We start from the raw sequence: 18722 nt of genomic DNA on the forward strand, positions 1-18722 counted from the left end.
CCATGACTGACACCGCAAAGCCGCAGGAGAAGAAGACCCTTCTCCAGACCCTCGCCTTCTTCGGCGAGCGGCGCAGCCTGGTGATGCTGGGCCTCGGCTTCGCGTCGGGCCTGCCCTACATGCTGATCTTCGACACCCTGTCGCTGTGGCTGCGCGATGCGGGCCTGTCGCTGGCGGTGATCGGCTTCTTCAGCCTGGCCACCCTGTCGTTCTCGTTCAAGTTCCTGTGGGCCCCGCTGATCGACCGCACCAAGATCCCGGTGCTGCACGGCCTCTTGGGCCATCGCCGCGCGTGGATGCTGGCCTGCCAGGCCGTAATCATCCTGGGCCTGCTGGCCATTTCCGGGATCAATCCGGCGACCAACCTGCCGCTGATGGCGCTGGTCGCCGTGATCGTCGGCTTCACCACCGCCACTCAGGACATCGTCATCGACGCCTGGCGCATCGAGGTCGTGGACACCGAGCGCCAGGGCCAGATGGCCGTGGCCGTGCAGTGGGGCTATCGCGGCGCGATGATCATGGCTGGCGCCGTGCCGCTGCTGCTGGCCGAGCGCTTCGGCTGGAACATCTCGTACCTGGCCATGGCCGTGGCCATGAGCATCGGGGTGATCTCCACCCTGCTGGCCCCGCGCGAGCAGGCTCACACCATCCGCGAAATCCACACCGACGGCGTCGTCCAGCCCAAGGCCCTGGAGATCGGCGAATGGCTGGTGCGCTTGGCCATCCTGCTGATCGGCGCCCTGCTGGTCGGCTCGGGCCTGTCGGGCGACGCCAGCCTGCTGAGCAAGTTCGCCGGCGGCGAGGCGCTGGAGGCGGCCTGGAAGGCCAAGCCCAACGGCGTCTGGCTGCAGCTGGTCGGGGTGCTGGCGGGCCTGGTCGTGGTGACGATCGCCGCCTGGCCGATCCCCAAGGTCCCGACCAAGCCGGGCGTCTATCTGTCGACCGCCCTGGGCGCGCCGCTGAAGGAGTTCCTGACCCGGTTCGCGGGCGTGGCCGGCCTGATCCTGGCGACGATCTGCGTCTATCGCGTCTCGGACTTCGTGCTCAACATCATGAACCCGTTCTACCGCGACATGGGCTTTACGCTGACCGAGATCGCCGAGATCCGGAAGGTGTTCGGCATCGTCGCCTCGATGCTGGGCGTGTTCCTGGGCGGGGTGATCGTGGCGCGCTTTGGCCTGATGAAGGCCCTGATCATCGGCGCCTTCGCCCAGCCGATCAGCAACCTGATGTTCGCGGTGCTGGCCATGAGCGGCCACAATACCGGCATGCTGTTCGCCTCGATCTGCATCGACAACCTGGCGGGCGGCATCGCCGGCACGGCCCTGATCACCTACATGTCCAGCCTGACCACGGCGGGCTTCACGGCCACCCAGTACGCCCTGTTCGCCTCGCTCTATTCCCTGCCCGGCAAGCTGCTCGCCTCCCAGTCCGGACGTATCGTCGAAGGCTCGGCGGTGGCGGCCGAACACGGCGGCCCGGTCGGCGCGCTGAAGGGCCTGTTCACCCGCCTGCCGCCCGAGAGCTTCACCGCCGCCGGCGCCAAGCTGGGCGTCAGCGCCCAGGCCATGGCGGCCGGCTACACGGCCTTCTTCATCTACACCGCGCTGATCGGCGTGGTGGCGATCGTGCTGTCGTTCCTGGTGGCGGCGCGGCAGAAGCCGGCGGAAACCGAGGCCGAACCGGCGGCGGCCTAGACCTGCTCCCTAAACCTTCAGGCACACCACCTGGGCCACCCGCAGGTCGCGGCGCAGGCCGTCGGCGACGCGGCCGTAGTTCTCGGTGGTGATCGGCTCGCTCGGCGCGAATTCCGACGGCGAGGGCCGACGGCGCGGGCCCAGCAGGGTCTTCAGGGTCTCGGGCGCGGTCGTGTAGATGCGGCCGCGACGCGGGGCCTCGGCGACGGTCACCCCGATCACACGCCCGGCGCTGTCCAGGGCCGGCGAGCCCGAGAGGCCGGCCAGGGTGCCCTTCAGCGTGTCGGTGCGGCCGACCTCGGCCCAGACCAGCACCGGCTCGGTGCGGGCCCCACGGCCGTGGACGACCAGGTTCTCGCGGCCCAGCAGGCGCGAGGCCGCCTCGCCCGGATGGCCTTGCGGGAAGCCCGGATGATAGGCGCGCGCGCCCCGGCGCAGCGGCACGTCCAGGCCCAGCGGCACCGACGGCGCGCCGCCCTCGGTGGTCAGGATGGCGGCGTCGGCGCTGGGATCGACATGGATCTTGGCCGCCACGCCGCGCCCGTCGGCCACGACGATGGCGGCCTGCTTGCAGCCGTCGACCACGTGGCGAGCGGTCAGCCAGGTGCCGTCGTCACCGACCGAGAAGGCCGTGCCCGAGCCCGGCTCGGGCTTGTCGGGCACCTGGACCACGATCGATGGGTCGAACGGCGACGACGGTCCCAGCGGCATGCCCTCCTCGCCCGGCACCGGCGGCGGCGGCGGCGGCGCGTCCGAGCGCTCCTGCCGGCCGACGGCGACGATCACCAGGGCGCTGACGGCGGCGGCGTAGACCAGCCAATCGGGAAGCTTGGGGAAATGCACTGGGAGGTCCCCCGACCGTGCCGGCTTAGCCGGCCACGGCGGCGGCGAGGATCAGGGCGGTGGCCAGCTTGGCGCCGACCAGCAGGGCGGCGGCCGAGATCTCGCCCTCCTGGATGCGCTCGGGCAGCCCCTTCAGCACCATGTCGGTGACGCGGAACACCAGCAGCTGCACGGCGATGGTCGCCGCGCCCCAGATCATGATCTCGATCACCGAGGTCGAGGCCGTCAGCGAGATGGCCAGCGGGATGGCCAGGCCGACCATCACCCCGCCCAGCGACAGGGCGGCGGCCGAATTGCCCTCGCGGATCAGGGTGATTTCCTTGTGCGGGGTCAGCAGCGCATAGAGCGCCGTGCCCAGGATCAGCATGACCAGGGTCACGCTGGCGTGCAGCAGGGTGACCGGGAAGCCGGTGGCGAAGGCCTGGACTTCGGGCGACTGGAGCTGGGACGGCATGGACGCGAACTACCCCGGGAAAACTTGCGGCCCACTGACTAACACGGGTCGACAAGATTTGCGTAGGGGGCGCCCGCGTCGGGGGAGTTGACGCTACTTGTAGAAGCCTTCGCGCAGGTTCAGGCCGTGCTCGACGAAGACCTTCATGGCGCACAGCATGCCGGTCCAGCCCTCGCAATTGCCGAACGCGGCCTTCTCGCCCGCCGGCGTGTCGCTCCAGCCGGCCTCGTGGATCTTCACCAGGGTGCGGCCGTCGCCGGTGTCGGCGAAGGTCATGGTCACCTCGGTCTTGTGGGTCGCGCCCGGCTCGGCCGAGCCCCAGCGCAGGACGATCTTCTCATTGGCCACGACCTCGACCACCTCGACCGGGAAGGCGCCGGGGAAATCGTGGAAGTCCCAGGTGACCGTCGCGCCGGTCTCGAGACGGCCTTGGGCGCCGCCGGTGGTGAAGTAGCCGGAGAGTTTCGCAGGATCGACAACGGCCTCGAAGACCTCGGACACGGGCTTGGCGATCCGGCCGCCGACGGTGAATTCGTGCGCCATGGGACATCTCCATCCTTGATAGGCGCGACCATGTGTTATAATCTTATAACATGTCAAGTGAGGACGAAGCGGACCTGATCTTCAAGGCGCTGGGCCACCGGGTCCGGCGACGGATCCTGGACCTGCTGAAGGAAGAGCCGCTGACCACCGGCATGCTCTGCGCGCGGTTCGCGGAACTGGATCGCTGCACGGTGATGCAGCATCTGGGCGTGCTGGAAGAGGCCGGGCTGCTGGTCGCCGAACGGCGCGGCCGCGAGCGCTGGAACCACCTGGACGCCCTGCCGGTGCACGCCATCCACGAGCGGTGGATCGGGCCGTACGCGGCCTATGCGGCAGGGATGCTGAGCCGGTTGAAGAAGGTGGTGGAGGACCCCACGACTCCGCTCATCCTCGCGAAAGCGGGGACCCAAGCCGAGTCAGCGGATTGATCCGCGGCCGCGCCATATCCTGAGAGTCCGCTTGGGTCCCCGCTTTCGCGGGGATGAGCGGATTTGAGTTGCAGGCCCTAGGCCGCCTCGTCCTCATCATCGTCCGACAGCACGCCGGCCATCGCCGCCAGCGACAGCTTGCGCAGCGCCGAGGCCCGGACCTTCTCGCTCTCGCTCTTCAGCTGGCCGCAGGCGGCCAGGATGTCGCGCCCGCGCGGGGTGCGGATCGGCGAGGAGTAGCCGGCCTTGTTGAGGATCGCGGCGAAGGCCTCGATCGTCGACCAGTCCGAGCACAGGTAGTCGCTGCCCGGCCACGGATTGAACGGGATCAGGTTGATCTTGGCCGGGATGCCCTTGATCAGCTTCACGAGCGCGCGCGCCTCGTCGGGGCTGTCGTTGACGCCCTTCAGCATCACGTACTCGAAGGTCACGCGGCGGGCGTTGGACAGGCCCGGATAGGCGCGGATGCCGGCCATCAGCTCGGCGATCGGGTACTTCTTGTTCAGCGGCACCAGCTCGTCGCGCAGGGCGTCGTTGGTGGCGTGCAGGCTGATCGCCAGCATGGCCTGGGTCGTATTGCCCAGCTTCTCCAGCATCGGCACCACGCCCGAGGTCGAGACCGTGATGCGGCGACGCGAGATGCCGATGCCCTCGTTGTCGCTGATGATCTCGATGGCGTCGGCCACCTGGCCCAGATTGTACAGCGGCTCGCCCATGCCCATGAACACGATGTTCGAGAGCACGCGGTCTTCCTTGTCCGACGGCCATTCGGCCAGGTCGTCCTTGGCCACCTGGACCTGGGCGACGATCTCGGCGGCGGTCAGGTTGCGGACCAGCGGCTGGGTGCCGGTGTGGCAGAAGCTGCAGTTCAGCGTGCAGCCAACCTGGCTGGACACGCACAGGGCGCCGGCGCGGCCGACGCCGGGGATGTAGACGCTCTCGACCTCGATGCCCGGGGCCATGCGGATCAGCCACTTGCGGGTGCCGTCCTTGGACACCTGGCGCTCGACGATCTCGGGACGAGCGATGGTGAAGGCCTCGGCCAGGCGGGCGCGGGTCTCCTTGGCGACGTCGCTCATATTGGCGAAGTCGGTGACGCCGCGATGGTGCATCCAGCGGAAGATCTGGGTGGCGCGCATCTTGGCCTTGCCGTGCTCGACCACGCCGCTCTCGACCAGGGCCGCGACCAGCTGCGGGCGCGTGAGGCCCGAGAGGTTGACCATGGGTTTTGCGACGGGGATGGCGGGCGCGGCGTCGGTGGAGACGCGCGACAGGTCGAGGGTGACGCTCAAGGGGGTGTCCGGATGCTCGGGGGCCGAGGCGGACATATAGCAGGTCCGAGGCGGTTTTCCAAAAAACCCCATCGAGACCCGTCGTCACACCTTCCGGAACTTGCCGCCCTGGCTGGCGATCAGGGCCAGGGCCCAGTCGTCGGGGACGATCTTGGCGATGGCGGCGATGGCCTTGTTCGGGGCGCCGGGGACGCAGATCGAGCGGTTGGCCTCGGCGGCCTCGTAGCCGGCGGCGGCGACCTCGTCGGCGCCCAGCCACATCCATTCGGGCACGCCCTGGCTGACCTGGGCGCGGGTGCCGTTGACGTCGTGGAACTCCGAATAGGTGAAACCCGGGCACAGCGCCGAGACGTGGACGCCGGTCGACAGGTTCTCCAGGTGCAGGCTCTGGGAGAACTTTACGAGGAAACCCTTAGTCGCCGCGTACAGGGTGTGGCCGGCCGCGCCGGGGACCAGGCCCGCCAGCGAGGCGACATTGACGATGCGGCCGAACTTCCGCTCGACCATGCCCGGCAGCACCTTGTGGGTCATCTCGCAGACGCTGGTCAGCATCAGCTGCAGGAACTTGGCCTGGTCGGCCCAGCTCGTGGAATCGTAGGTCCCCGGCAGGCCGTAGCCAGCGTTGTTCACGAGCGCGTCGACCACCCGGCCCTGCTCGGCCAGCGCGGCCAGGACGGTGTCGACGCCGGCGGGCTCGGCCAGGTCGGCGGGGATGGCGTAGGCCTCGACGCCGGAACGCAGCTTGATCTCGGCGGCCAGGCCCTCGAGGCGGTCGGCCCGGCGCGCGGTCAGGGCCACGTCATAGCCGTGGCTGGCGTAGATGCGGGCGGAGGCGGCCCCGATGCCGGCGGAGGCGCCGGTGATCAGGGCGAGACGGCGGGCCATGCTGAGGTGATCCGGTGGAAGACGAAAACTTCGCCGGAGACGAGCACGGCCCGTGATTTGGTTCAAGCAGCCCTCAAAAGGCAGAGGTGGAAGAGGCGCGCCGCACGGCTGGGGCGCGCCTCTTCCAGGCCGCGGTCAGGGAGGGAGACCACCGCGGCCTTGGGGGCTGGTTAGGCGGCCTGGCTGAGCTCGGGCGCCTGGGCGCCGACCGTCCAGCGGACGGCGGCCTTGGCCACGCGCTCGCCCAGCAGGCGGGCGGTCTCGCGATCGCCGGCCGGCGGGGTCACCTCGGGCGAGGCGTTGTCCGACTGGGCGGCGACGCCGATGAACGAGCCGACGCGGTTCAGGGTGTCGGGACCCCGTTCGGCGGCGGTGACATTCGGCGGGGGAATGCCGAGGTTGATCCAGTTCATGCCATGCTGGGCGGCCAGGATGGTCAGGCTCTCCAGGGCGTGGCCCTTGTCGCCGGCGAAGCTGTGCGAGTTGGTGAAGCCGGCGGCCAGCTTGTCCTTCCAGGCGCCGGTGAAGAAGACGCCGGCGGTGGCGTCGGCGAACACTTTGAACACGCCCGAGACGTCGCCCATGTAGGTCGGGGCGCCGAAGATGATCGCGTCGGCCTTGGTGGCTTCCTCGATCAGCGGGGCGAAATCCTGGGCGGCGTTCTCGATCTTCAGCAGCACCGGGGTCTGGCCTGCGTCGCGGACACCCTGAGCGACCTTGTCGGCCAGGACGGCGGTGTGGCCGTAACCCGAGTGATAGACGATGGCGACGGTGGTCATTTCGAAGTCTCCCTCGTTTCGGCGATTGAAACGGTAGCGATTAGGTGGGGACCGCAACGGGGGCTTCCAGGCCATCAGCAACAAGGTCGGGTGCAATTTTTCTGCGGGTCGGATTCAGCCCCGCTGATGGCCCGTTCGCTGAACCGTGAAATTTCCAAGGCGCATCCCAGTCACACTTGCGACAACGTTGTCATTTTATTATCTGACAAAGAACTTCTGCAATGCAGCATGATCTCGGGACGGCCTGTTCGGGCGCGTCGCGTCCGTGTTGCGCCACGTGTGTGTGAGGCGCCGACATGACTACCGACACCCCGAAGGTCCATCCGGGCCTGGTCCTGGCCGCGCTCGCCTTGGGCGGCTTCGCGATCGGCACGACCGAATTCGCCTCGATGAGCCTGCTGCCCTATTTCGCCAAGGACCTGGGCGTCGATGCGCCGACGGCTGGCCATGCGATCAGCGCCTATGCCCTGGGCGTGGTGGTCGGGGCGCCGATCATCGCCGTGGGGGCCGCGCGACTGCCGCGCCGGGTGATCCTGACGGTGCTGATGGCGGTGTTCGCGGTCGGTCACCTGCTCTCGGCCCTGGCGCCCAGCTTCGGCTGGATGATCGCCTTCCGCTTTTTCTGCGGCCTGCCGCACGGGGCCTATTTCGGCGTCGCGGCCCTGGTCGCCGCCAGCGTCTCTCCACCGGAGAAGCGGGCCCAGTCGGTCGCGATGGTGATGATCGGCCTGACCGTGGCCACCATCGTCGGCGTGCCGCTGGCCAATGTCGTCGGCCAGGTGCTGGGCTGGCGCTGGGGTTTCGTGATCGTGGCGGTGCTGGCGGCCCTGACGGCGACCAGCGTCTGGCTCTACGCCCCGCGCGTGCCGGCCGACGCCGACGCCAGTCCGCTGCGCGAGCTGGGGGCCCTGGGGCGCGGCCGGGTGTGGCTGACCCTGGCGATTGGGGCCATCGGCTTTGGCGGCATGTTCTGCGTCTACACCTATCTGGCCGACACCATGCTGGCCGTGACCCACGCCTCGCCGGCCGCCCTGCCGGTGGTGCTGATGGTGTTCGGGGCCGGGATGACGGTCGGCACGCTGGCGTGTGCGTGGGCCGCCGACCGCGCCCTGATGCCGGCCATCGGCGCCATCCTGCTGTGGAGCGCCGGCGCCCTGGCCCTCTATCCGTTGGCGATCGGTAGCCTGTGGACCCTGATCCCGGTCGTGTTCCTGATCGGCTGCGGCGGCGGGCTGGGCGCGGTGCTGCAGACCCGGCTGATGGACGTGGCCGGCGAGGCCCAGACCCTGGCGGCGGCGCTGAACCACTCGGCCTTCAATACCGCCAATGCGCTGGGCCCGTGGCTGGGCGGCATGGCGATCGCGGCGGGTTGGGGTTGGGCCTCGACCGGCTGGGTCGGCGTCGCCCTGGCCCTGGGCGGCTTCGTGATCTGGATCGTGGCGGCGGTGGACGCCGGTCAGCAGCGGCGGCTAGCCCTGGCTGAATAGACTCAGCAGGGTTCCACGGCCGCGTGGGCGCCGTGCAACAGGTCCGCGACCGTGATCTGGCCCAGGCGGTCATGCGCCGCGCGGTCGGCGGCGGTGATGGCGGCGCGGACGGCGTCGGGGATCTTCTCGCCGACCGGGCAGCCCTTGACGCCCTTGGGAGCCACGCCGAGGTGGGCGCAGCCGTTGACGGCCTTCAGGACGGTGTCGAGCGTGATGGTGTCGGCGGGCTTCAGCAGCCAGGCCCCGCCATTGGCGCCGGCCCGTGCGCCGATCAGCCCGGCCTTGCCCAACATGGCCGTGACCCGGCGGACCACGACCGGATTGGTCGGGACCGAAGCGGCCAGTTCAGCGCTGGCCACGGCGCGGTCAGCCGAAAACGCCTCCTTGTGCGCCAAGTAGGCGAGGGCGTGAGCCGCGACGGGAAATTTCTGGCTGTCAGACATCTCTAACCGGGAACGTAAGGTGGCCGCCCGCGCGTTCAACTGAAAACTGTTTCAGGCCCGAAGCAAAAACTCCTTAGGGAGTGTCCTAAGGCGACGTTGGGTGACGATTGTGTCGGCCGCGGTTTGGGTGTATCGCGCCGCGCTTGATCGCGATATGGGTCGGCTCCAAGCGTTTTGCGAGGGCGCCCGGAGGGATTGAATGGCTTCCGAAGCCCCCGGCGCTTCAAACTCCGATTGCGCGCCCACGTCTACCGACATCCCTCATCAGGACGGCGGTCCGCCGAACGGCAACGGTCATGGCTCCGGTCATGACGTGAAGGGTCATGGCTTCTACGCCATGGCGCTGGGCTCGATCGGCGTCGTCTTCGGCGATATCGGCACCAGCCCGCTGTACGCCCTGCGCGAGGCCCTGGCCCATTCGCGCAGCACGACGGCGACCGAGCACGCGGTGCTGGGCGTGGTGTCGCTGGTCCTGTGGACCATGACCCTGTTCGTGACGATCAAGTACGTCATCTTCTTCATGCGCGCCGACAACAAGGGCGAGGGCGGCACGCTCGCGCTCATGGCCCTGGCCCAGAAGGCGCTGGGCAAGACCGGCCGCAAGCGCTCGATGGCGATCTTCTTCCTCGGCGTGGTCGGGGCGGCGCTGTTCTATGGCGACGGCATCATCACGCCCGCCATCTCGGTGCTGTCGGCGGTCGAGGGCCTGAAGGACGCGCCCGGCGTCGGCCATGCCCTGACGCCCTACATCCTGCCGATCTCGGCCGGGATCCTCATTCTGCTGTTCGCCGTCCAGGCCAAGGGCACCCACCGGATGGCGTCGCTGTTCGGGCCGTTCACGGCCGTCTGGTTCCTGATCCTGGGGGCGCTGGGCGCCTATCACCTGGCCGACGACCTCTCGATCCTGCGCGCCTTCAATCCCTGGTACGGCCTGCGCTTCCTGCTGGAGAACGGCTTCCTGGGCTTCGTCATCCTGGGCAGCGTGTTCCTGGTCGTGACCGGGGCCGAGGCGCTCTATGCCGACATGGGCCACTTCGGGAAGAAGCCGATCCAGGCCGCCTGGCTGTGCCTGGTGTTCCCGTGCCTGGCCCTGAACTATCTGGGCCAAGGCTCGCTGGTGCTCGACCACCCGGCCGCCCGCCACAACCCGTTCTGGGAGATGGTGCCCAACTTCGCCTACTGGCCCGTGCTGCTGATGGCCACGGTCGCCACCGTCATCGCCAGCCAGGCGGTGATCACCGGCGCCTTCTCCATGACCCAGCAGGCCGTGCAGCTGGGCCTGCTGCCCCGCATCGAGATCAAGCGCACGTCCGAGACCCAGGCCGGCCAGATCTTCGTGCCGGCGGTCAACCAGTTCCTGCTGATCGGCGTGCTGGTGTTGCTGTTCGCCTTCCGTAGCTCGCACAAGCTGGCCTCGGCCTACGGCATCGCCGTCACCGGCGCGATGTTCGTCGACACCCTGCTGGCCTATGTCGTCATCCGCCGCGTGTGGAAGTGGCCGCTGTGGCAGACCGGCCTGCTGCTGATCCCGCTGGTGGCGCTGGACTCGGTGTTCATCGCCTCGAACATGCTGAAGATCCCCGACGGCGCCTGGCTGCCGCTGGTGTTCGGCGCGGTGCTGGTGTTGATCATGGCCACCTGGACGCGGGGGGCCAACATCCTCACGGCCAAGACCCGCCGCGACAGCGTACCCCTCGTCGACCTTATGGAGATCCTGCGCGCCCGGGCCCCGCATCGCGCGCCCGGCACGGCGATCTTTCTGACCTCCGACCCGGACATGACCCCGGTCGCGCTTATGCATAACCTCAAGCACAACAAGGTGCTGCACGAACGCAACGTCATCCTGACCGTCCGCACGACCGAGACGCCGCGCGTGCGCGAAGAGGACCGGGTGACGATCGAGAAGGTCAACGACGACTTCAAGAAGGTCATCGTCAACTATGGCTTCATGGAAAGCCCCAACATCCCCAAGGCGCTGGCGGTCTGCCGCAAGCAGGGGCTGAAGTTCGACATCATGGCCACCAGCTTCTTCCTGGGACGGCGCTCGATCGTGCCATCGGCCAATTCGGGCATGCCGCTATGGCAGGACCGCCTGTTCATCTACCTGATGAAAAACGCGGCCAATCCGACGGACTTCTTCAAGATCCCGCCCGGCCGCGTCGTCGAGCTGGGCGCCCAAGTCACCGTTTAAGAGCTACAGTCCCTGTCCATGGAAACCACCCTGCGCGTGCTGGGCGACGGCCTGTCGATCGCCGCCCTGGCCATCATCGCCGCCACCGCCCAAGGCGCGTGGAAGCGGATCCCGAAGGGCGCTCTCGTCCCCATGCTGTGGGGCCGCGATGGCAAGCCCACCGTCACCGCGCCCAAGGGCGTTGGCCTGCTCGGCATCCCGATCCTGTCGATCCTTGTCCTGCTGTCGTTCACCGCCACCCAGGCGACGTTCACCGACGACCCGATGCAGGCCATGATCATCTTCCTGGTCCGCGCGACGCTCGCCGCCAGCCTGGCCCTGTCGCAGCTTTTCCACCTGCGCTTCGTCATCAGGACGTTGCAGGAAGACGGTCAGCTTTAAACTTCTTGACCGGCGCGCCCTGATCCCGTTGAAGGCGCGCGACTTTGTGTTTCTCTCCGAAAGGACCCCGCCCATGGCCGACAAGTCCGTGAAGAAGGTCGTGCTCGCCTATTCGGGCGGTCTCGACACCTCGATCATCCTGAAGTGGCTGCAGACCGAGTACGGCGCTGAAGTCATCACCTTCACGGCCGACCTGGGCCAGGGCGAAGAGATCGAACCGGCGCGCGCCAAGGCGCTGGCCGCCGGCGTCAAGCCCGAGAACATCTTCATCGAGGACGTCCGCGAAGAATTCGTGCGCGACTTCGTGTTCCCGATGTTCCGCGCCAACACGGTCTATGAAGGCCAGTACCTGCTGGGCACCTCGATCGCGCGTCCGCTGATCGCCAAGAAGCAGATCGAGATCGCCCGCAAGATGGGCGCCGACGCCGTCAGCCACGGCGCGACCGGCAAGGGCAACGACCAGGTCCGTTTCGAGCTCGGCTACTACGGCCTAGAGCCCGACATCACCGTGATCGCCCCGTGGCGCGAGTGGGACTTCAAGTCCCGCGAGGCCCTGCTGGACTTCGCCGAGAAGCACCAGATCCAGATCACCAAGGACAAGCGCGGCGAAGCCCCGTTCAGCGTCGACGCCAACCTGCTGCACTCCTCGTCGGAAGGTAAGGTCCTGGAAGACCCGGCGGTCGAGGCCCCCGAGTTCGTCCACATGCGCACCATCGCGCCGGAAGACGCCCCGGACAGCCCGACGATCATCACCATCGACTTCGAGAAGGGCGACCCGGTCGCCATCGACGGCGTCGCCCTCTCGCCCGCCGCCCTGCTGACCAAGCTGAACGAACTGGGCCGCGACAACGGCATCGGTCGCCTGGACCTGGTCGAGAACCGTTTCGTCGGCATGAAGTCGCGCGGCGTCTACGAGACCCCGGGCGGCACCATCCTGCTGGCCGCCCACCGCGGCATCGAGAGCATCACGCTGGACCGCGGCGCGATGCACCTGAAGGACGAGCTGATGCCGAAGTACGCCACTCTGGTGTACAACGGCTTCTGGTTCACGCCGGAGCGCGAGATGCTGCAGGCGGCCATCGACTACAGCCAGCAGAAGGTTGCCGGCCAGGTCCGTGTGAAGCTCTACAAGGGCAATGTCACGGTCATCGGCCGCAGCAGCCCGTACTCGCTGTACGACCAGGACCTGGTCACCTTCGAGGAAGGCAAGGTCGCCTACGACCACCGCGACGCCGGCGGCTTCATCAAGCTGAACGCCCTGCGCCTGCGGGTGCTGGCCAAGCGCGACAAGCGCGGCTAGCGACCATGACGGCGACCCGCTTCGCCGTCTCGATACCGGCGGCCGCGATTGGAACAATCGCGGTCTGCCTGTCGATCGCCGGACACGAGGCGATCGGCCATGGCGGCGCCTGCCTGGCGGCGGGCGGCCATGTCACCCTGCTGAACATCGTCGACTTCCATTGCAGTCTGGCCCGGCCGGGGATCGACCTGGCCGGCACGGTCGGCAACCTGGTGCTCGTGGCGATCGGCGCGGTCCTGAGCCAGCGCAACGTCCCGTCAGGCGCGCGGCTTCTGGGCCTCTCGCTCTTCGCCTTCAACGCCTTCTGGATCGCCGGCTACCTTGTCTATAGCGGCGTGCTGAACGTCGGCGACTGGGTCTATCCGGCCGAAGCGTTCCTGGACCGCGACGCGCCGTGGCGACCGATCGCCATCATCGTCGGCGCCGCCCTCTACCTCCTGACCATGCGCCGCATCGCCGCCTGGACGCCGCCGGCGGCCGTCGGAGCCCTGCGCACGGCCTATGTCGCGGCGGCTGTCGCCATCGTGCTGGCGGGCGCGCTCTACGCCCCGGCGAGGGGTCACGTGATCCAGTCGTCGGCGATCGAGATCGGCCTGGCCTCGCTGGGCCTGTGGTTCGCCGTCCGCCGGGCGCGCGGCGCGGGCGACTGGACGCCCCCGACCTCGCCGGTCTGGACGGGCGGGGCGCTGGTCCTGTTCGCGGCCACCGCCGCCATCCTCGGACCCGGCCTGCCGCGCTAGACCCGGTTGTACGGGTACCGATCCCGGATGATCCGCTGGAAGAACCGGCCCTTGGACGGCGCTCTCAGGAAGGCCGCACTGACCCGCTCGGGGACCCCGACATAGACGTACTCGTCGCCGTCATGGAACGTGACGAACAGCTTGCCGTGTTCGGGGGTGTAGTCGATCTCGGCGATCGCCGTGGAGTCCACACGCATGGCTTCAAGCCTCCGCGAAGTAGGATCGTCAGCCTTAGGAGCGAATGGGAGCCCGTGGGGTTCCTAAGGCGCCGCTCGCCGACGCCCTTGCTGTAAGGCCCCGCGGGAGGCGTGCAAACTCAGGGCGAATACGGCTAGGGTTTCCCCGAAGCGGCGTCAGTCCGCGGGAGGAACACAACAAATGCACCAGTCCCACGCGCTCGTGGCCATCGTCACCCTGGTCTCGCTGCTGGTCTATGCCTGGATGATCTTCCGCATCGGCGGCGCGCGGAAGCGGTCCGGCATCGACGCCCCGGCCATGAGCGGCCATCCCGAGCTGGAGCGCCACCTGCGCGTCCAGGCCAACACCGTCGAGTGGCTGGTCATCTACCTGCCGTCGCTGTGGCTGTTCGCGATCTACTGGAACGACCTGATCGCCGCCGCCCTGGGCGTGGTCTGGATGATCGGCCGGATCATCTACGCTCTGGGCTACGCCGCCGATCCGAAGAAGCGCGAGGTCGGCTTTATCATCCAGGCCCTGGCCACGGCGATCCTGCTGTTCGGCGCCCTGGGCCGGGCGGTCTACATCCTGATCGTCATCGGCAACTAGCTTCACCTTCAAGGTCGTGGCGCGGGGCGCTATACCCGCGCCATGGACCATCTGCCCGTCGATCCCACCCGCTATGGCGCCTTCCTTGTCGCCATGTTCGTCATGGCCATCACGCCGGGGCCGGCCAATCTGTTCGCCATCGCCACGGGCATGGAGCGCGGCAAGGGCGCGGCGCTGATCAGCGTGATCGGCATGAACACCGCCACCCTGGTGTGGTTCAGCGGCTCGGCCCTGGGGCTGGGCGCGCTGATCCTGGCCTTCCCCAAGGCCTTCCATGTCCTGACCTGGGCCGGCGGGGCCTATCTGGTCTGGCTGGGGCTGAAGTCTCTGTGGGCCGGGATCAAGAACCTCGAGAGCCACGCCAGCGCGACGGTGCGCCAAGGACGCTCGGCCTTCTTCGACGGCTTCATGGTGCAGATCGCCAATCCGAAGATCCTGCTGTTCTTCTCGGGCGTGCTGCCACCGTTCCTGGACATCCAGCGGCCGCTGGTCCCGCAGCTGATCATGTTCGCCTGCGCCACCATCGGCATGGACCTGATCAGCATGTCGTCCTACGGCCTGGGCGGAGCGGCCCTGTCGACGCGAATGAACGAGCCTGGCTTCCGACGCGGATTCGCAGTCCTGGTCGGCGTCCTTTTGATCACGGCGGCCGTACTTATCTTGTCGAGAGGCTGAAAGATTTCGAGGGCGAAGCAAACTTCGCCTTGGCGAAACCACAAAGCCTCGCCAGAGTTGACGTAAGTACCAAGGACTCCGCTTGAAGGAGCAGATCATGTCCATGAAGAAGGTCGCCATCGCCGCGGCGCTGGTCATCGCGGCCGGTCTGTCGGCCTGCGCCACGCCGACGCCTTACCAGCCCAAGATGAGCGCCAGCTCGTCGGCCGGCGGGTTCTCGGAACAGAAGCTGGAAGGCGACCGCTACCGCGTGTCGTTCGCCGGCAACAGCCTGACCTCGCGCGATACGGTCGAGCGCTATCTGCTCTATCGGTCGGCCGAAGTGACCGTGCAGCAGGGCTACGACTGGTTCGAGACCGCCGACCACCGCACCGACCGCACCTCGCGCTCGTATGTCGAGCCCGATCCGTTCATGCGGCCGGGCTTCGGCTTCGGTTATCCGTACGGCTACTGGCGCCCGTCCTGGCGCTATTACGGCGGCGGCTATGGCTGGCGCAGCTGGGACCCCTTCTGGGGTGACCCCTTCTTCGCCGACCGCGCCCAGATCCGCACCGTCGAGCGCTTCGAGGCCGGGGCCGAGATCGTGATGCACAAGGGCAAGAAGCCGGAAGGCGACCCGCGCGCCTACGACGCCCGCGAGATCATGAGCAACCTGGCCAGCTCGATCCAGCGGCCGGTTCCGGGCAAGTAAGCCGAGACAAAAAGGGGACCCCACCGGGTCCCCTTTTCCTTTTCAGGCTCGGCTGACGCCTAGCGCGGCGCCATGCGGATGCCGCCGTCCAGACGCACGTCCTCGCCGTTGAAGTAGCCGTTGGTGATCATGGTCAGGGCCAGCTGAGCGTACTCTTCCGGATTGCCCAGGCGCTTGGGGAACGGCACCGAGGCGGCCAGGCCCGCCTTCACCGCTTCCGGCGCATTGTTCATCAGCGGCGTGTTGAAGATGCCGGGCAGGATGGTGTTGACGCGGACGCCCTCGCCCATCAGGTCGCGGGCGATCGGCAGGGTCATGCCGACGACGCCGCCCTTGGACGCCGAATAGGCCGCCTGGCCCATCTGGCCGTCTTCAGCGGCCACCGAGGCGGTGTTGACGATCGCGCCACGTTCGCCGTCTTCCTGCGGGGCCAGGTCCAGCATGCCCTTGGCCGACTTGGCGATGCAGCGGAACGTGCCGACCAGGTTGATCTGGATGATGCGGTCGAAGGCGTCGAGCGGGAAGTGCTTGGTCTCGCCGGTGGTCTTGTCGCGGCTGGCGGTCTTGGCCGCGTTGCCGGTGCCGGCGCAGTTCACGAGCACGCGCTCCTGGCCGTGCGCGGCGCGGGCCTTCTCGAAGCCGGCGTCGACATCGGCGTCGCTGGTCACGTTGACCTTGCAGAACACGCCGCCGATCTCCTTGGCGACTTCCTCGCCACGGGTCTCGTTCATGTCGAAGATGGCGACCTTGACGCCTTGGGCGGCGAGGGCGCGGGCGGTGGCTTCGCCGAGGCCCGAGGCGCCCCCGGTGACGACGGCGGCGACGGTGTTGTCGAGTTTCATGGACGTTTCCCTGAGCTTTGCGTTTAGGATCGGCTTTGAGTGAGGGTTTAAACCGATGAGCCGCGACGCCAAACCGTCCCCCGACGTAAACGTCAACGAGGTGCTGGATCCGAAGAAGGCGCTCGCGCCCGTCACGGTGCGCGTCAACGAGGAGCGGGTCCAAAAGGGCTTCCTGCCCAAGATCCGCAAGGTCGCCGCCAAGGTGCCCTTCGCGGCCGACGCCCTGTCGGTCTGGTGGGCCGCCCGCGATCCCGAGACCCCGACGGCGGCCAAGGGCATGATCTTCGCGGCCCTGGCCTATTTCGTCCTGCCGACCGACGCCATCCCCGACATCCTGCCGGCCATCGGCTTCACCGACGACGCGGCGGTGTTCGCGGCCCTGGTCGCCATCCTCGGCAAGACCCTGAAACCCCGCCACAAGGAAGCGGCGCAAGCGTTCCTGACGCGCCTGTCCAACGACGACTAGGACCCGCCATGCCCTTCGCCGCCCTGATGCTCGCCGCCGCCCTGGCCCAGAGCGCCGCCCCGCCGCCGTCCGCCGATCCCGAGGACAAGGCCGTGCTGGCCGTGGCCCAGGCCTTCTTCGACGGCATGGAGCATGCCAGCACCGACGCCCTACGCGCGGTGACCCTGCCCAACGCTCAGTTCATGGGCGTGCGCGTCGGCTCCGACGGCATGGTCAAGATCAACCGCGTCGCCTTCGAGGACAGCTTCGGCAAGCATCTGGATCCCGGCGTCAAGGAATGGATGTGGTCGCCGGTCATCATCCGCCGCGGCCCGATGGCCACGGTCACCGCCCCCTACGAGGTCAGCAAGGACGGCAAGACCATCCATTGCGGCATCGACGTCTTCACGCTGGTCAAGGCCGAGGGCGCCTGGAAGATCGCCAGCATCAGCTGGACCGCCGAGCCGAACGCCTGTCCAGAGCTGCGCAAGCTCTAGCCGGCGTAGTTGTACTCCGGCTTGCCGTAGACGCCGACCAGGTTGACCCCGAAGGTCGCGCCGTCGGCCAGATCGGTCAGGAAGGCGTCGCTGGCCTTGGCGAACATACCGACATTCTCGGTGGCCGCCGCCGCCAGCAGGAACCCGACCATCGCCGCTTTCGTGCCGATGCCGGTTGGGCCGTCGCCGCCGTAATAGGCGAGATAGTCCACCCGGGTGTCGATGAGAGCGTGGACCTTGGCGTCGGTCGGCGCGCCGCCGAAGATCGTCGCATAGGCCTTCTTGGTGGCGTCGAACAGCGACAGCGACCCGTAGGCGGCGAGGAAGGCGTCCTTGCCCTCGCCGCTCTTGCCCAGATTGACCGCGAAGTTGATGTAGCGGTTCACCGTGTCGAACTGGTCGTAGTAAGCGCTGTTGAGATTGGCCGCGTTGGGGCCTGTCGGCGAGACCAGGAAATCGTAGCCGGCCTGGGTGGGGACCTTCCCGGTGAAGAACTGATAGCTCAGCGTCGCCACGGTGGTGGTCGCATCGGCCTCCTTGACGAGGCTCGCCAGCCCGGCCGCCGCGGTCCTCAGGCCATTGCCCACCATGAGCGCAAAGTTCTCCGAGCCGGTGCGCAGGATATTGCGCGTCGCCGCCTCGATCGCGCCATCGACCAGCTTGAGATCCAGGGTCATCCAACCGCTGAAGTCGACCTGCTCGATGGAGATGAGGGTCGTGGTCCCCCTGCCAAACGGTTGGGACACAACCCACGACTGGCCGTCTCGCCTGATGTCTGGGCCAATCGAGATATTCCGCTCGGGGTCGAAGACGGCCGTGACTGCGACAACGGCCGTATCGAAGCCGTCCCCCCCGTCGAGGATATCGCTACCGTGGTCGCCATAAAGTCGGTCGTCGCCCCCGCGTCCTTCCAGGAGATCATCGCCGGCCCCACCGACCAAGCTGTCGTCGAGATCACCACCAACCAGATGATCGGCGCCCGCCAGACTCCACTCCAGGGCTATGCCGCCGTACCCCGCATGCAGGAAGTCCGGCAAACCTTCGATGGAGAAGGAAAGGTCGGTAAGCGTGTAGTAGGGCGATCCTTCTCGCGTCGTCTTTATGCTGGTTATGAGCCCCCCGTTCGGCGCCCCATCGGCGTCATACGTGACGCCAACTCCAGAATATTCTTCTACGAAGCCGAACGTCTTCTCAAAGGTAAAGCCGGTCGACGTCTGCCCCGTCACACGCATGACGCTGTAGGCCATGGGGAGGGTCATATCGACTGCAGCCCCGGCCCCTGGGGTCAACTTGGCCATAGCCGTCCTTCACACGTTCATGCCG

The 18722-nt window shown here is 67.7% G+C and carries 22 protein-coding genes; 12 read left to right on the forward strand and 10 right to left on the reverse strand.

Going from position 1 to position 18722, the window contains the following annotated elements:
• Positions 1-2: 2 nt before the first annotated feature.
• Positions 3-1697 (forward strand): AmpG family muropeptide MFS transporter, encoded by a 1695-nt coding sequence (locus AC07NI_RS12945; RefSeq protein WP_494619535.1) that lies wholly within the window; start codon positions 3-5, stop codon positions 1695-1697.
• Positions 1698-1706: 9 nt separating this feature from the next.
• Here the strand turns inward: AC07NI_RS12945 and AC07NI_RS12950 are convergent, their stop codons facing one another.
• The 3 genes from AC07NI_RS12950 to AC07NI_RS12960 all read right to left on the reverse strand — a co-directional run bounded on the left by AC07NI_RS12950 (position 1707) and on the right by AC07NI_RS12960 (position 3537).
• Positions 1707-2540: a S1 family peptidase gene (locus AC07NI_RS12950; protein ID WP_494619539.1), complete on the reverse strand. Its 834-nt coding sequence runs from the start codon at positions 2538-2540 to the stop codon at positions 1707-1709.
• Between the two features lie 25 nt (positions 2541-2565).
• Positions 2566-2994: a DUF350 domain-containing protein gene (locus tag AC07NI_RS12955; protein ID WP_494619541.1), complete on the reverse strand. Its 429-nt coding sequence runs from the start codon at positions 2992-2994 to the stop codon at positions 2566-2568.
• A 93-nt stretch (positions 2995-3087) separates the two neighbouring features.
• Complete coding sequence (locus AC07NI_RS12960) at positions 3088-3537, reverse strand: SRPBCC domain-containing protein (RefSeq protein ID WP_494619544.1); 450 nt, start codon at positions 3535-3537, stop codon at positions 3088-3090.
• 50 nt (positions 3538-3587) lie between these two features.
• On the opposite strand from AC07NI_RS12960, the gene AC07NI_RS12965 reads away from it, so the two are divergent.
• Positions 3588-3965 carry an ArsR/SmtB family transcription factor gene (locus AC07NI_RS12965; RefSeq protein WP_494619547.1) on the forward strand — a complete coding sequence of 126 codons (378 nt, stop codon included), beginning with the start codon at positions 3588-3590 and terminating at the stop codon, positions 3963-3965.
• A 77-nt stretch (positions 3966-4042) separates the two neighbouring features.
• Here the strand turns inward: AC07NI_RS12965 and rlmN are convergent, their stop codons facing one another.
• The 3 genes from rlmN to AC07NI_RS12980 all read right to left on the reverse strand — a co-directional run bounded on the left by rlmN (position 4043) and on the right by AC07NI_RS12980 (position 6921).
• Positions 4043-5257: a dual-specificity RNA methyltransferase RlmN gene (gene rlmN / locus AC07NI_RS12970; protein WP_494620530.1), complete on the reverse strand. Its 1215-nt coding sequence runs from the start codon at positions 5255-5257 to the stop codon at positions 4043-4045.
• Between the two features lie 84 nt (positions 5258-5341).
• Entirely contained in the window at positions 5342-6142 is an 801-nt protein-coding gene (locus tag AC07NI_RS12975) for an SDR family NAD(P)-dependent oxidoreductase (RefSeq protein WP_494619550.1), read from the reverse strand.
• 170 nt (positions 6143-6312) lie between these two features.
• Positions 6313-6921, reverse strand: a complete 609-nt coding sequence (locus AC07NI_RS12980) for a flavodoxin family protein (RefSeq protein ID WP_494619554.1) — start codon at positions 6919-6921, stop codon at positions 6313-6315.
• A gap of 296 nt (positions 6922-7217) precedes the next feature.
• Here AC07NI_RS12980 and AC07NI_RS12985 point away from each other — a divergent pair, with 296 nt between their 5' ends.
• Positions 7218-8408: an MFS transporter gene (locus AC07NI_RS12985; RefSeq protein WP_494619557.1), complete on the forward strand. Its 1191-nt coding sequence runs from the start codon at positions 7218-7220 to the stop codon at positions 8406-8408.
• A 2-nt stretch (positions 8409-8410) separates the two neighbouring features.
• Here the strand turns inward: AC07NI_RS12985 and AC07NI_RS12990 are convergent, their stop codons facing one another.
• The gene (locus AC07NI_RS12990; RefSeq protein ID WP_494619560.1) at positions 8411-8851 is read right to left on the reverse strand and encodes an Rrf2 family transcriptional regulator; all 441 of its coding nucleotides are present in this window, start codon (positions 8849-8851) and stop codon (positions 8411-8413) included.
• A 199-nt stretch (positions 8852-9050) separates the two neighbouring features.
• On the opposite strand from AC07NI_RS12990, the gene AC07NI_RS12995 reads away from it, so the two are divergent.
• The 4 genes from AC07NI_RS12995 to AC07NI_RS13010 all read left to right on the forward strand — a co-directional run bounded on the left by AC07NI_RS12995 (position 9051) and on the right by AC07NI_RS13010 (position 13463).
• Complete coding sequence (locus tag AC07NI_RS12995) at positions 9051-11042, forward strand: potassium transporter Kup (RefSeq protein WP_494619564.1); 1992 nt, start codon at positions 9051-9053, stop codon at positions 11040-11042.
• 18 nt (positions 11043-11060) lie between these two features.
• Positions 11061-11423 carry a hypothetical protein gene (locus AC07NI_RS13000; protein WP_494619566.1) on the forward strand — a complete coding sequence of 121 codons (363 nt, stop codon included), beginning with the start codon at positions 11061-11063 and terminating at the stop codon, positions 11421-11423.
• 73 nt (positions 11424-11496) lie between these two features.
• Positions 11497-12723: an argininosuccinate synthase gene (locus AC07NI_RS13005; protein WP_494619571.1), complete on the forward strand. Its 1227-nt coding sequence runs from the start codon at positions 11497-11499 to the stop codon at positions 12721-12723.
• A gap of 5 nt (positions 12724-12728) precedes the next feature.
• Positions 12729-13463: a hypothetical protein gene (locus AC07NI_RS13010; protein WP_494619573.1), complete on the forward strand. Its 735-nt coding sequence runs from the start codon at positions 12729-12731 to the stop codon at positions 13461-13463.
• On the opposite strand, the gene AC07NI_RS13015 is transcribed toward AC07NI_RS13010, so the two are convergent.
• The gene (locus AC07NI_RS13015; RefSeq protein ID WP_494619577.1) at positions 13460-13660 is read right to left on the reverse strand and encodes a KTSC domain-containing protein; all 201 of its coding nucleotides are present in this window, start codon (positions 13658-13660) and stop codon (positions 13460-13462) included. The two genes, AC07NI_RS13010 and AC07NI_RS13015, sit on opposite strands and share 4 nt — an antisense overlap.
• A 181-nt stretch (positions 13661-13841) precedes the next feature.
• On the opposite strand from AC07NI_RS13015, the gene AC07NI_RS13020 reads away from it, so the two are divergent.
• From AC07NI_RS13020 to AC07NI_RS13030, 3 genes are all read left to right on the forward strand, one after another.
• Positions 13842-14249, forward strand: coding sequence for an MAPEG family protein (locus AC07NI_RS13020; protein WP_494619580.1), 408 nt, complete (start codon positions 13842-13844; stop codon positions 14247-14249).
• 42 nt (positions 14250-14291) lie between these two features.
• The gene (locus AC07NI_RS13025; RefSeq protein ID WP_494619582.1) at positions 14292-14924 is read left to right on the forward strand and encodes a LysE family translocator; all 633 of its coding nucleotides are present in this window, start codon (positions 14292-14294) and stop codon (positions 14922-14924) included.
• Positions 14925-15021: 97 nt separating this feature from the next.
• A complete protein-coding gene (locus AC07NI_RS13030) occupies positions 15022-15615 on the forward strand; it encodes a CC0125/CC1285 family lipoprotein (protein WP_494619584.1) in 594 nt (197 codons plus the stop codon).
• Positions 15616-15674: 59 nt separating this feature from the next.
• Here AC07NI_RS13030 and AC07NI_RS13035 read toward each other — a convergent pair whose 3' ends face one another.
• A complete protein-coding gene (locus AC07NI_RS13035; protein WP_494619586.1) occupies positions 15675-16457 on the reverse strand; it encodes an SDR family NAD(P)-dependent oxidoreductase in 783 nt (260 codons plus the stop codon).
• Between the two features lie 55 nt (positions 16458-16512).
• On the opposite strand from AC07NI_RS13035, the gene AC07NI_RS13040 reads away from it, so the two are divergent.
• Positions 16513-16923 carry a YkvA family protein gene (locus AC07NI_RS13040; protein ID WP_494619588.1) on the forward strand — a complete coding sequence of 137 codons (411 nt, stop codon included), beginning with the start codon at positions 16513-16515 and terminating at the stop codon, positions 16921-16923.
• A gap of 8 nt (positions 16924-16931) precedes the next feature.
• Positions 16932-17399 carry a nuclear transport factor 2 family protein gene (locus AC07NI_RS13045; RefSeq protein ID WP_494619590.1) on the forward strand — a complete coding sequence of 156 codons (468 nt, stop codon included), beginning with the start codon at positions 16932-16934 and terminating at the stop codon, positions 17397-17399.
• Here AC07NI_RS13045 and AC07NI_RS13050 read toward each other — a convergent pair.
• Complete coding sequence (locus AC07NI_RS13050) at positions 17396-18697, reverse strand: hypothetical protein (protein ID WP_494619592.1); 1302 nt, start codon at positions 18695-18697, stop codon at positions 17396-17398. The two genes, AC07NI_RS13045 and AC07NI_RS13050, sit on opposite strands and share 4 nt — an antisense overlap.
• Between the last annotated feature and the right edge of the window lie 25 nt (positions 18698-18722).

The organism is Caulobacter sp. GW821-FHT10E02 (assembly GCF_059415225.1).